Raw genomic sequence first — 13,167 nt, forward strand, 5'->3', positions numbered from 1 at the left:
TAATGGCAGAAAAATTGCTCGAAATTAAAAATTTAAAACAGCATTTTAATGTAGGCCGTCCCAATATGGTGAAAGCAGTTGATGGAATTACTTTTGATATTTATAAGGGAGAGACCCTTGGACTTGTAGGTGAATCTGGCTGCGGTAAATCAACTACTGGTCGAACCATTATCAGATTATACGATGCAACAGACGGTCAAGTTCTTTTTGAAGGTGAAGATGTTCATGGTAAAAAGTCTGCAAAAGAACTAAAAAAGTTTAACCGGAAAATGCAAATGATTTTCCAGGATCCTTATGCTTCCTTAAATCCGCGTATGACTGTTGCCGATATTATTGCTGAAGGCATCGATATTCACGGTTTGGCAAAGAGCAAAAAGGAACGTATGGAGCGGGTTTATGAGCTTTTGGAAACAGTTGGTCTGAACAAAGAGCATGCTAACCGTTACCCTCATGAATTCTCTGGCGGACAGAGACAGCGTATCGGGATTGCCCGCGCGCTTGCGGTTGACCCTGATTTCATTATTGCCGATGAGCCAATTTCTGCATTGGACGTTTCTATCCAGGCTCAGGTAGTAAACCTTATGAAAAAACTGCAGCGTGAAAAAGGATTGACATACTTGTTTATCGCTCATGACTTATCGATGGTTAAGTACATCAGTGATCGTATTGGTGTAATGTATTTCGGTAAACTGGTAGAGCTTGCGCCAGCAGAAGATTTATATAAAAACCCGATGCACCCTTACACTCAATCACTGCTGTCAGCTATTCCGCTTCCGGATCCGGAAACGGAACGTTCCCGCAGAAGAAAATCATATGATACAGCAGTTCACAATTATGCTGACAATGATAAGCTGGAAATGCGTGAAATTACTCCGGGACATTTTGTTTACTGTTCTGAAAAAGAGTATAACGAATTAAAAGCTCAATATGCCAAATAACAAAAAACGATCTCAACTGAGATCGTTTTTTACATCCTGGAAAAGTCAGTGTTTGCTAAACTTATGTTAATCCTTTTTTTTAGTAAAAAGGAGTTACCAAGATGTAAATGGCTCAGTCATATATGTAGATATTGGAAATATCTCTTTAACACGTTTATTCGCTAACGTAAGCTTTAGTATATAATACAACATTTTCTAGAATATTACTATTAGAATTTTCGATTATTTATATTTTTCCGTCAATTCATTTAACTATACTGTATTTTAATATTTTTTAAATATTATTGGTTTAAAGAACAGTTATTAAGATAATTTAGTATATAGATAGTTCTTAATTCATTGAAATAATTTTATAATGGGTAACAACAAGCAGAACTTAAATAAAGGGGGCATCACACATTTGAAAAAGCCAGTACATTTAGCTGCTGCCTTAATGTTAGTATCAGGTCTATTCATTTCTGCCCAGCCGGGGGAGGCAAAAGAACAGGAACACCAGGAACCAGGCCGAAACCCGCAAAGGGAACATGTTTCGCTTGTAAAGGCATTGCCAGAAAAAATAAGCCGATTCCAATTTGATTCCGGCTATCATTTTCAATATCCTGATGCTGTTAGGGGGATATATGTCACCGGACATTCTGCAGGCGGCACAAAGTTTAATACCTTGGTGAAATTGATGGAAGATACCGATTTGAATGCGATGGTAATCGATATTAAGGATGATTGGGGAAATCTTACTTATATTCCTGAAGACAGCTCACCATATAAAGAGATTGGAAAACCTTACATAAAGGATACAAAAAAAATCATGAAAGTCATGGAAGAGAAGCAAATTTATCCGATTGCCCGGGTAGTTGTATTCAAAGATTCTGTTCTTGCAAATAAAAAGCCGGAATGGTCTTATAAAGAAGGAAATACAGTATGGAAGAATGGCAGAGGTGAATCATTTGTAAATCCATTTTTAAAAGAAGTTTGGGATTACAATGTGGGAATTGCAATTGAAGCTGCAAAAATGGGATTTCAGGAAATTCAATTTGATTATGTCCGGTTTCCTGAAGGCTTTGAACACCGCGACAGCTCTTTGAAATACAGTATGGGTGAATATGAAGATCTTAAGATTGAAAATGTTCAAAAGCGTGTAAGCGCGGTTACAGACTTTGTTGAGTATGCAAGGAAGCAGCTTGAGCCATATGGAGTAAAGGTATCGGTTGATATTTTTGGCTACACGGCTACCCTTCCTGAAGCTCCGGGAATTGGTCAGAATTTTTCTAAAATCTCAGAACATGTAGACGTAATTTCTTCTATGATTTATCCAAGCCACTGGACTTCCTATTTCGGACTTGCCAAACCAGATCTGGAACCTTATAAGCTGGTTTCTGAATATGCAAAACTTGAGAATAGGAAGTTGGAAGAGTTGGATAGTCCACCTGTTTCAAGACCGTGGCTGCAGGATTTTACTGCATCATATTTAGGAGCCGGAAATTATAAGAAGTATGGAAGGGCCGAGGTTGAAGCTCAAATAAAGGCACTGAACGAACAGGGAATTAATGAATTCCTTTTATGGAATGCGGGTAATTCGTATACACCAAAAGTGGATTATACACCATAAAAGCCAGAAAGAGGCCGATTTTTTTGGCCTCCTTCTGGCTTTGTTTATCAATTAATTAAGTTACATATCATTTGACACCAATCTTGAATACGGTATCATAGTATAGAGGCATAGGTTACCGCTTTTTCTTTCCGCCTACGCTTTTCCATCCAGTCTGCACCCTTGCAGATTGATCCACGAATTCGGATTTATTTTTACCGCCAAATACCTTTTCTCCAATACCATTAGTTAGTACACCTAATAAGGCAGTAAATCCAATTATGAGCAGCGCAACAATTGTTAAATCAGTTATGTAACCAACCATGATAAACCTCCATCTTTCTTTTCACAGTTTCCTGTGATTAGTGTATAAACATCCCTAATCTTATTTTATTCGAAATTTTCCAGTATTAAAAGGGGTAATTCCACAAATACTTTATCTGATTGGAAATAGTATATAAGGCTTAAACTTAGAAGTGAGTGGAAAGGAAAGCTGGGAGCTTATCATGCTGGAATAAATATTCATGCTCTATTAACGGTTTATCGTTTGTGAGCAAAAAAAGGAGAAGATCCATGCATTGGTATGAAAAACTGAATCAATATTTCCCTATTGAAGAAATGAAATCCAGAGAACACATGGAAACCTTATTAAAGGAACGGTCAGACATTTATCATAAAGACGAAGGTCCATACCATGTTCTTATGTATGTGGAACTGGATAACTTTGTGTTTATTGATTATCTGTTTGTTTCGAAGGAATCCAGAGGACAGGGACTTGGCCATAAATTACTTCAAAAGCTGAAGGATAAAGGCAAGCCGATCATTTTGGAAGTTGAGCCGGTTGATTATGAAGACACGGATACAGAAAAGCGCCTTCGGTTCTATAAAAGAGAAGGGTTTGAGCATGCGCAATCAATTGGATACAGCCGCCGGTCTCTTGCAACCAATGAAATCAATTCAATGGAAATTCTATATTGGTCTCCTGAGAATGAAAGTGAAGAAATGATTTATGAAGCCATGAAGAAAACATATGAAATGATACACACATACAGAGATGCACATTTCTATGGGAAGTCCTATCAGCCTGTAGAAGAGGTCCTGACCTTTGAGGAAAATAAAAATGGGACGGATGTATTGGAGGATCTTTAAGAATTGGGAAAACACAGCCATTTTTGTAAATGGCTGTGTTTTCATTTTCATTTATTAATTGAGAAAATAATATTATCTATTTTAGGTTTAATCAAAATTCATATGGGTAAATATAGAATAATTTAGTATAAATAAAAGAATTTAATACATAAAATTCCCTTGAGCTAAATGCTTAAGAAGCTTTATGGAAGAAATTATAGCAAAAATAATATAAAAAAATGAAACTTTTTGCTTGTTCATTCGTCTTATTAAGTAGATTCTAATTCTTAATCCATTTGTTTAATAAATGTTTAATACTTTTATCATATTTATAAAAAGTTATACCAAATAGATATTGTTTGGTGTATAATAAATAATATAAATTCCTTGATTAAAGTAATTTTAATCTAGAAGACTCTAGAAATATTTGATTAAACAAATATAAATCTCAGATTGTTTCATATATGTCTAATTTAAGGAGTGTGAATTTGTAAAATGGTCACATTATACACTTCACCAAGTTGTACATCTTGCAGGAAAGCTAAGTCATGGTTAGAAGAACATGAGATTGCCTATAAAGAAAGAAATATCTTTTCAGAACCGCTATCAATTGATGAAATTAAAGAAATTCTGCGCATGACTGAAGATGGAACCGATGAAATTATTTCTACTCGCTCAAAGACATTTCAAAAGCTTGATGTAAACCTTGAATCAATGCCTCTCCAAGACTTATTTGAGTTGATCAAGGAAAACCCTGGGCTGCTTCGCCGTCCAATCATTCTTGATGAAAAACGTTTGCAGGTTGGATATAATGAAGACGAAATAAGACGTTTCCTTCCAAGAAAAGTTCGGACCTACCAGTTGCGAGAAGCACAGCGCATGGTTAACTAAAACTGGTTTGATTTAAAACTGAACATTAGCTCAAGACCAGATTGTTAATGAACAAACTCACTCAATTATACTTATAATTAAGAGGCCTTCTTTCTGTTAACAGAAGAAGGTCTTTTTGTCTGTTATGTGAAAGAGAACAAGGAAAATGGATATAATAAGAGAATATATAGTTACAGTCAGATTAGATAAGAATGAAACCTTGCGACAATATAGGCATTTAACGGTTTTTCTAAACATACGACTTTTTAATTCCCTTTATGCTCAATTTGTCATAAAATAAAAGTACAAGGTACAAAATACAGTTTACCTTCAATTAAATCGGGGATTAACCAATTGGTTTACGGGTAAATGGATAACACATGACTGCTGGGGGTATTTAGTCCCTTCAATCATAGCCAGAAGGGAGAGTTGCTGCATGGAAATCGAACGTATTAATGATCATACAGTTAAATTTTATATTTCTTATCTTGATATAGAAGAAAGAGGCTTTGACCGTGAAGAGATTTGGTACAATCGTGAGCGGAGTGAGGAACTCTTTTGGGAAATGATGGATGAAGTCCATCAGGAGGAAGAATTTCTTGTTGAAGGACCTTTATGGATTCAGGTTCAGGCATTGGATAAGGGTCTGGAGGTTCTTGTAACAAAGGCCCAGCTTTCAAAGGATGGTCAGAAGTTTGAACTTCCTGTCCCGGATGAAAAAGTGAAAGATTTGCCTGTGGATGAACATATTGAGGAAATGCTCGATCATCATTTCCGTAAATCCGATGAAGATGAGCCTGGATATGAAGGCGATCTTGAGTTCTTATTATCATTTAAAGATTTTGAAGACGTTATTTCATTATCAAAGCGGTCAATTCTTGATTCCATTACTACAAAGTTATATTCCTTTGAGGGGAAGTATTATTTATTCGCAGAGTTCCCTGAAGAGCTTTTTGAAGAGGATGACATAGATAATATGCTAAGCATTCTTCTGGAGTACGGGCACGAAACGAGCACAACTATTCACCGTGTAATGGAGTACGGTAAATTGATTATAGAAAATGATGTTTTTGAAAATCTTAGAAAACACTTTAAATAGTAAAGCAAAGCCGATTTCATTTTTGAAATCGGCTTTAATTTGTTTAAGCGTTCGTGTCTGACACTGTTTTATTGCAGCGATGAACATAGGCATTTGGCTGCACAAAAAATCTCAAAAAGAATTTCAGGGTTATAAAGGAATTTAGCAATTAAATAAAGAACATTTAGCATAGAAAGGAGATGATCATTTGTTAGTTGCTGCAACAGAGAAAGGGATTCAAATAAGTCTTTTAGGTTCACAGAGTATCCCGGATTTACAACAGTATAGGGAAAAGCACACTTTTTTTTGCCCAGAATGCAAAGAGGAAGTAATTATGAAGATCGGTAATAAGAGAATCCCGCATTTTAGCCACAAAAAGGGTTCTGAATGTCCAGAAAGCTATGAAAGAGAGTCTGAATACCATATTTCTGGAAAGCTGCTTTTGTTTCAATGGCTAAAGAAAAAAGGGTTAGATCCAATTCTGGAGCCATACTATCCGGACATTTGCCAGCGGCCAGATATAGGTGTCCATTATGAAGGTGTAAATTATGCTCTTGAATATCAATGTTCAATCATCTCAGAGGAGTTATTTAAAAAACGGTCAGAAGCATATTTTCAGTCAGGCATAGTTCCAATATGGATACTTGCAGGAAAAAATATTAAGCGCATTGGGAAAACAAAAATTTCTTTATCTGGCTTCCAGTACTTTTTTCTTCGGCAAACCCCTTCTGGCAAATGGGTAATCCCTTCATTTTGCCCCAATACAAAGTCCTTTATCAATGTCAGCCAAATCCATCCCCTAACTGTCAGAAATGCCTATGCGCATTACGATGTGAAAACAATCTTCCATGCTGATCCAGATTTTTTATTTGATCCGTATTTTAAAAATGAATTTAACATAAGTGAATGGAAAAAGGAAATTCGAAAAGTAAAGAATTTCCTGGCTCAAAGCAGCAGTGCTTATAAAAATATCTTTCTTCAGGATTTATACTCCCGCTCAATTGCTCCTGCTTCACTCCCACCTGAAATCGGCCTTCCTGTCCGTCATTCTCCTTTTATAGAGACGCCGCCCATACAGTGGCAAACCTACTTGTACATGGATGTCATCGGCAAAGAAAGACCTTTTTCTCATGATCGGATGGTTGCAGCCTTTCGCAATAGGGTAAAGAATAATGATATTAGGGTCAGGTCTATTCCACTCATTCAAACCGGATCCGAAGTCTTGGCAGTTAAAGAATATCTGGATATCCTTATTAACCTCAACATTGTTAAACAGACAGGAAACGGTCTATATAAAAGAACTGCGTCATGTGGAGAGCCTGATAATTGCTTCTGTCTTCTCCAAAGAGAGGAGGATTTTTATAGGAGTATCACGCAAAGCACTTTGCAGGTCAATTAATGAAAATGATCTATTTAACATAAAATAATCTAAGATTTGCACATTCGCTATTTGAAAAGAAGGAATTTGTTTCTTGAAAGAGAAGATAGTGTAATGGGACTTTTGAATGGAGGATGAATGAATGGCTAATGAGACTACTGTGAAGAAACTGCCGGCAAGGAATGAGATTTCACCAGAAGATACCTGGCGTTTGGAGGATATTTTTCCTTCTGATGAAGATTGGTACAAGGAATATAATGAAGTGCAAAAGCTAATCCCTAATGCAGGCAAGTATCAAGGCAGGCTTGGGGAAAGTGCTGAAACATTATATGAAGCGCTGCAGTTTCAGGATCATATACTCTCGCGCCTTGGGAAGCTTTATACATATGCCCATATGCGTTATGACCAGGATACAACAAACTCATTTTATCAGAGCATGGATGACAAAATTAAAAATTTATATTCAGAAGCTGCAAGTGTTCTCGCGTATATTGTTCCTGAATTGCTTGCTGAGGATGAAGCGAAGATTGCAGGTTTTTTAGAGGAAAAAACGGAGCTGCAATTATATAAGCACTCCCTTGAGGAAATTAATCTCCAAAGGCCTCATGTATTATCTGCTGAGCAGGAATCCCTCCTTGCCCAGGCTTCCGAGGTGCTTGGGGCTTCAAGCAATACATTTGGCATGCTGAATAATGCTGATTTGGAGTTTCCGTCCATTAAGGATGAAAATGGCGAAGATGTTGAAATTACTCATGGAAGATTCATCCGTTTTCTCGAAAGTGATGAGCAGCGTGTCCGTCATGATGCATTCAAAGCGGTATATGAGACTTATGGGAAGTTCCGCAATACTTTCGCAAGCACTCTAAGCGGAAATATTAAAAAGGATAATTTCAATGCAAAGATCCGCAATTATGAATCTGCACGACATGCTGCTCTTGCTGCGAACAATATTCCTGAAAGTGTTTATGAAAATTTAGTCAATACCATTAACGATAACCTGCACTTACTTCACCGATATGTCAAACTCCGTAAAAAGGTTCTTGGGGTCGAGGAGCTTCATATGTATGATCTTTACACTCCTTTGGTGAAGGAAGTAAAAATGGAAATCCCATACAAAGAAGCAAAAGATCTAATCTTAAAAGGACTAAAGCCGCTTGGTGGGGACTACTTAAATATTCTAAAAGAGGGCTTTGAAAATCGCTGGGTAGATGTTCATGAGAATAAGGGCAAAAGAAGCGGTGCCTATTCATCGGGAACATATGGCACAAATCCATATATACTGATGAACTGGCAGGACAATGTAAACAATCTATTTACACTTGCTCACGAGTTTGGGCATTCTGTTCACAGCTATTACACAAGAAAATATCAGCCATATCCATATGGAAATTATTCAATTTTTGTTGCAGAGGTTGCATCCACATGTAATGAAGCCCTCTTAAATGATTATCTGCTCAAAACAATAGATGATGATAAGAAGCGTTTGTATCTTCTGAATCATTATCTTGAAGGCTTTAGGGGAACTGTTTTCCGCCAGACAATGTTTGCAGAGTTTGAACATCTCATCCATAAAAAGGCGCAAAACAATGAAGCTTTAACCGCAGATTCATTGACAAAAGAATATTATGAGCTCAATAAGAAGTATTTTGGGGAAGAAGACATCGTTATTGATGAAGAAATCGGCCTGGAATGGTCCAGAATCCCGCATTTCTACTATAATTATTATGTTTATCAGTATGCAACAGGCTTCAGTGCGGCAACTGCATTAAGCAAGCAAATTCTTCAGGAAGGTCAGCCTGCAGTTGACAGATACATTGAATTCCTGAAATCCGGCAGCTCAGATTATCCAATAGAGGTGCTTAAGAAAGCTGGTGTTGATATGACGAGCAGCAAGCCGATTGAAGATGCCTGCAAAGTATTTGAGGAAAAGCTTAACGAAATGGAAAGCTTGCTTTCTTAGATAAGCGAAAGTGCCTTGCCCCAGGCACCTCGAGGGGCAGGCTGCGTGCTAAGAAGCAGTTCATAAAAAGGTGCCAGGCGTTTGTCTGGCACCTTTTAAGTATTGTTCAAAATCCCTTAAATCGCCTTCGGTCATTCAAATATAAAAATAGAATCAGGAGAGAAATAAAAAGAATAGGTGAAGTGATGAAAATGGGGATAAGCTTCATCAATCCGAAAATATTTAAAATAAAGGAGAGCAAGATGAGCATCAGCATTAATAATACAGGCAGTTTTTTCATATTGCATTCTCCTCCTTGGCAAGATTTCATCCCTATTATTTTATGCGGTTGTCCAGACAGTCATGACTTGATTTTGACAATATTGTGAAATAAGGCACAAACTTATTGTCATTTTCTGTTACCTCATGATATATTACAGATGTGAAGTTGATCACATACAAACATTTACCCCTTTTGTTTGTGACGTGAAAAATTTCTCCCATCCCCTTTGTTCGTATAAAACCCGAAAAAGCCGTGCGTATGAAATGCATGGTTTTTTCATTGAAAAAAATAAAGCTGTGCATTTTGCACAGCTTTACATTACCCTGAATATCTCCAGAAATTACCGTATTTTGCAGGTACATATTCAGCTATTTGCTTTAGCTGAAGCTTTTTCATTTCCCTGTTCACTTCGCTGTCTGACATATTATATACAACGGAGATTTCCTTGCTGGCCACTAGCTTAAAGTATTTTAAGAAATATTCCAGTGGCGGCAAAGCAGCACGCTCAGGTTTAGCAGGAAGCATTTCCTCCAAAATCTGTTCATAAATTTCATAGGGATAATAACCGGTGACTTTGATGCCTTCATCTTCTATATTTTCATTAAAAAAGACAAGAGTGGGTATTTCTTGAACATCCATTTCAGAAGTGATTTTTAAATCACATTGGAAAGCCTTTGCTGCACTATCTGAATGAATATCAGAAACAAATTCTACGACATCCAGGCCGACTTCCTTAGCACAATCCTTTAATACTTCAAAATTAGACACATTCTGCTTTTCAAGAAATAAGACCTCCTGAAGCTTGCGTAAAAATCTGATGCCTGCTTTTCTCCCTTGCAATTCAGCGGCTTTAATGGCAACTGAAGCCAGGTGGGGAGAAGAAATCGGATTTTCGAACCAGACGTTCCCGTCACAGGACATTCCAGAGCGGCTTGCTGTTTTCTCCCACAAATCAGCAATGTTTTCGTAGTTTTGCCTTTTACCCATATTTAACGTTGCCAGCCTGCCGCTTAATACGTGCTTTATGGAAAAATAGCGGCCATATTCAATCAGGAGCTTTTTTAAAATTGGCTCCAAAGCCCAGCATTCTGGGCAAAGGGGATCAACAAACATATAGACTTCTATTGGCTTTTTTTCACTGCCGTGGCAATGTGGAGATGTAAGCTTGTTTGCATTCGATTCTGGCTTATTCACGAGCTTTCACCTTTCACGCCGTTTTCAGGTGTATTGATCATATGCTGGGCTGTGAGCACAAGCCTTGCAAAAAAGTCTTCCCTCAAGCGCCCATCCAGCCTAATTTCGTCCATTGCTTCATTCATGCATGAAAGCCAGGCCTTTGCCCGTGTTTCCGTTATGGGAAAAGGCATGTGCCGAGCACGAAGCATCGGATGTCCGTGTTCTGAAGTATATAAAGGAGGTCCCCCTAAATACTGGGTCATAAACTGCTTTTGTATTCTGGCTGTCTCTGTCAGGTCATCTGGAAAAATAGGAACGAGATCAGGATGTTGTCCTACGCGCCGGTAAAAAGCGTCAATTAGCTGGTGAAGCTTTTCCTCACCAATAGCGTCGAAGGGAGTGTGCATTTTCTCGGCCATATTTAAAACTCCTTTTATGAGTTAATTCGTTTGAAAAAAACTTCCTATTTAATATTGAGTGATGTGATCTCTTTATATTCTATCAATGAGGGATTTATATCTCAAACAAATAGCTTACTGAGCCCTTTCGCCCGCTCTTTGATTCTTTTTTTTAAAAGAAAATGTTAAATTCTTAAGCAGATAACTGTCTGGAGCAATCAGCCTGCCACCTCGAGGTGAGGCACCCAGGATGGGGGTCATGCAGACGTTGCCACAGGACAGGTAAGCTGTGGCAGCGATAATCGTATGACTGAAAGCAGTAGCTTTTGGCAGGACGTGGCGTTCTTAGTCTGCGTTCCTTCATGGGCAAGGCGCTTGCGCTTTTCTTATAGTATGGATTAAGCACATGCCGTCAATCCGAAACATTCACAGAAAAGGATATGAAAAAGCCGCCCGGTAAATTCGGGCGGCGGAAATTAGCCTTAAGCCATAAAGGAAGAGGTCACTTTCTTTATGTAATTCAGTGTTTCTCTAAAAGGGGGGACTCCCCCGTATTTATCTACATTTCCAGGTCCGGCATTATAGGCAGCCAGTGCAAGTTCAACATTTTCACCATACCTGTCCATCATTTGCCGTAAATATTTGACTCCGGCAAAAATGTTCTCTTCAGGGTCGAAGATATTTTCAACGCCAAGCCCCTTGGCTGTATCGGGCATCAGCTGCATAAGCCCGGAAGCACCTGCATGACTGACTGCATTCGGATTAAAATTTGATTCCTGTTTAATGACTGACTTAATCAGGTTAACAGGTACATTAAACAAATCTGAGGCTTTTTGAATCAAATCATCAAAATCACTTTTGGAAGTTTCGGCAAATTTGGTTAGTTTAAGGGGTGGAAGAGCTGCAGCTGCAAGGGTATCTGTTTGTAAAGAACTAATATAAGGTTCCAGAGACGCAATTGCTCCTAGTCCTCCTGTGACTTGATGTGATGAACCGGGACTTTCCGTAACTAACCCGGCCAATAGCTCTTGAAACAGAGGGTTTGAAGTATTCGTTTGCGTAGAACTATTAAAACCTTGCAGTGCCTGCAGCTCCATTAATATTTTTAACTGATTTACGTTCATTGTATTGCTCCTTGGCAAAAGGTGTACTTCTGTTAATCCTTTTGCTGTCTGTATTTTTCGTTATAAAACCTCTTAATTTTATTTTCGGTCTTCCTGACAGGAATGTTAAGCTGTTTGAGCAAATTAAGAAATGTCAATTCACCTTCATTCCTGTTATCCACTTCATATTCTAACTCAAAATCTTCCTTATTTAAATATCGGCTGTGATCAAGAACAGCCAATCCTTTCATGTATTCCTTTTCGGCACGTTTTGTTGCGAGAGTGCCAAAGTATTGAAGTTTATCTGTCTCTATGCCCAGCTCTTTTATGGATCTTATTATCAGCTCAGCCGGGATTTTCCCAGTCCGGATCATCTCTGCAGCTTCGGACTCAGTAAGATTCTCATTGGTTTCCAATAGCCCTTCAGGGTGAGGCTGTTTAAGAGTCAATTCAAATGAGCCGTTTTTCTCCCTAATCCTTAAGGCACTTCCTTTAGCCTTCAATAAAAAATCCGGTGTATCGAAGTAATGATTCTCCTGTTCGGAAAAATCCTCGCTTCTTATATTAAAAAAATCTATTAATGAGGAAAATTCTTCTCTGTTGACCATGTTTTTAAATTCAATTTCAATATTTTTGTTAGACAAGCCACTACACCTCAGCTATAAGTAATTTCCTGTATTATCTCCTTAATCAGCATGGACTTCAATCTTTGAAGTTTTTTTTATTATTGTGATAAAGTCATCAGGGGAGTTTGCATGTTTAACTGAACTTTCGGGGTGCAGGACTGTGGGCAGTGAAAATTGAATCAGGGGTTTTACTGTCCATAAAATCTGCGATAGAATAGGTAGTGACAATGGAGGTAGAAAAATGAAACAGAAACTTACAGTTGTAAATGCAGAATGGATTGAAAATGAATTAATTTTGGGGATAGAAGCTGGAACAGTCTCAGGCTTAACTGCCATGCAGCAAATATTGGCTGATTCCGACAACCTTTCATTTATTTACATAGCAGAACAAAATGATGATTATACATATATATCGCTTCCGGAAATAGTCTGGCCGGAACTAAAAAAGGCACTGGATGGCCAGATGCGTGTATTTGCTTCAGATCGTAATCATGCTCGCATTGAACTGGCAGGCTTTCATGAGGAATTAGGAGATTTAGTAGAAAATATCCGTGGGAACAGCAATTATGGAAATGAAATGGTAGAAAAAGTAGAGAACTTATTTTAATTAAATGTTTCAATAACGAAAAACTTGGATAAAGAGATAGGCTGTGTTGCCCCCTCTC

At 37.9% G+C, this 13,167-nt stretch carries 14 protein-coding genes; 8 read left to right on the forward strand and 6 right to left on the reverse strand.

The genetic code is table 11. From position 1 onward, the window contains the following. The first annotated feature begins 2 nt into the window (after window positions 1-2). Both AC0VZ9_RS07685 and AC0VZ9_RS07690 read left to right on the forward strand, forming a co-directional pair. Complete coding sequence (locus AC0VZ9_RS07685; RefSeq protein WP_071156843.1) at window positions 3-938, forward strand: ABC transporter ATP-binding protein; 936 nt, start codon at window positions 3-5, stop codon at window positions 936-938. A 400-nt stretch (window positions 939-1,338) separates the two neighbouring features. Next, window positions 1,339-2,544 (forward strand): putative glycoside hydrolase, encoded by a 1,206-nt coding sequence (locus AC0VZ9_RS07690; RefSeq protein ID WP_009331207.1) that lies wholly within the window; start codon window positions 1,339-1,341, stop codon window positions 2,542-2,544. 115 nt (window positions 2,545-2,659) lie between these two features. On the opposite strand, the gene AC0VZ9_RS07695 is transcribed toward AC0VZ9_RS07690, so the two are convergent. Further along, a complete protein-coding gene (locus AC0VZ9_RS07695; RefSeq protein WP_009331206.1) occupies window positions 2,660-2,848 on the reverse strand; it encodes a hypothetical protein in 189 nt (62 codons plus the stop codon). A 248-nt stretch (window positions 2,849-3,096) separates the two neighbouring features. On the opposite strand from AC0VZ9_RS07695, the gene AC0VZ9_RS07700 reads away from it, so the two are divergent. The 5 genes from AC0VZ9_RS07700 to pepF all read left to right on the forward strand — a co-directional run bounded on the left by AC0VZ9_RS07700 (window position 3,097) and on the right by pepF (window position 8,937). Further along, window positions 3,097-3,672, forward strand: coding sequence for a GNAT family N-acetyltransferase (locus tag AC0VZ9_RS07700; protein ID WP_009331205.1), 576 nt, complete (start codon window positions 3,097-3,099; stop codon window positions 3,670-3,672). Window positions 3,673-4,146: 474 nt separating this feature from the next. Then, window positions 4,147-4,542, forward strand: a complete 396-nt coding sequence (gene spxA / locus AC0VZ9_RS07705) for a transcriptional regulator SpxA (protein WP_009331204.1) — start codon at window positions 4,147-4,149, stop codon at window positions 4,540-4,542. Between the two features lie 415 nt (window positions 4,543-4,957). Continuing rightward, complete coding sequence (gene mecA / locus AC0VZ9_RS07710) at window positions 4,958-5,620, forward strand: adaptor protein MecA (protein WP_009331203.1); 663 nt, start codon at window positions 4,958-4,960, stop codon at window positions 5,618-5,620. A gap of 187 nt (window positions 5,621-5,807) precedes the next feature. Next, on the forward strand, window positions 5,808-6,998 hold the full coding sequence (locus AC0VZ9_RS07715) for a competence protein CoiA (protein WP_475397189.1): 1,191 nt from the start codon (window positions 5,808-5,810) through the stop codon (window positions 6,996-6,998). Window positions 6,999-7,119: 121 nt separating this feature from the next. Then, on the forward strand, window positions 7,120-8,937 hold the full coding sequence (pepF, locus tag AC0VZ9_RS07720) for an oligoendopeptidase F (protein ID WP_475397190.1): 1,818 nt from the start codon (window positions 7,120-7,122) through the stop codon (window positions 8,935-8,937). A 106-nt stretch (window positions 8,938-9,043) separates the two neighbouring features. Here the strand turns inward: pepF and AC0VZ9_RS07725 are convergent, their stop codons facing one another. From AC0VZ9_RS07725 to AC0VZ9_RS07745, 5 genes are all read right to left on the reverse strand, one after another. Then, entirely contained in the window at window positions 9,044-9,217 is a 174-nt protein-coding gene (locus AC0VZ9_RS07725; RefSeq protein WP_019381491.1) for a hypothetical protein, read from the reverse strand. 300 nt (window positions 9,218-9,517) lie between these two features. Next, the gene (locus AC0VZ9_RS07730; RefSeq protein ID WP_019381492.1) at window positions 9,518-10,393 is read right to left on the reverse strand and encodes a ClpXP adapter SpxH family protein; all 876 of its coding nucleotides are present in this window, start codon (window positions 10,391-10,393) and stop codon (window positions 9,518-9,520) included. Next, the gene (locus tag AC0VZ9_RS07735; RefSeq protein WP_009331199.1) at window positions 10,390-10,794 is read right to left on the reverse strand and encodes a globin domain-containing protein; all 405 of its coding nucleotides are present in this window, start codon (window positions 10,792-10,794) and stop codon (window positions 10,390-10,392) included. The genes AC0VZ9_RS07730 and AC0VZ9_RS07735 overlap by 4 nt, the downstream gene beginning before the upstream one ends. 461 nt (window positions 10,795-11,255) lie before the next feature. Further along, window positions 11,256-11,897 (reverse strand): lytic transglycosylase domain-containing protein, encoded by a 642-nt coding sequence (locus AC0VZ9_RS07740; RefSeq protein WP_009331198.1) that lies wholly within the window; start codon window positions 11,895-11,897, stop codon window positions 11,256-11,258. A 32-nt stretch (window positions 11,898-11,929) separates the two neighbouring features. Further along, a complete protein-coding gene (locus tag AC0VZ9_RS07745; protein WP_009331197.1) occupies window positions 11,930-12,520 on the reverse strand; it encodes a CYTH domain-containing protein in 591 nt (196 codons plus the stop codon). A gap of 223 nt (window positions 12,521-12,743) precedes the next feature. On the opposite strand from AC0VZ9_RS07745, the gene AC0VZ9_RS07750 reads away from it, so the two are divergent. Beyond that, window positions 12,744-13,109, forward strand: coding sequence for a UPF0738 family protein (locus AC0VZ9_RS07750; RefSeq protein ID WP_009331196.1), 366 nt, complete (start codon window positions 12,744-12,746; stop codon window positions 13,107-13,109). Window positions 13,110-13,167 lie beyond the last annotated feature (58 nt).

The organism is Cytobacillus sp. QJM3NY_8, assembly GCF_056173585.1.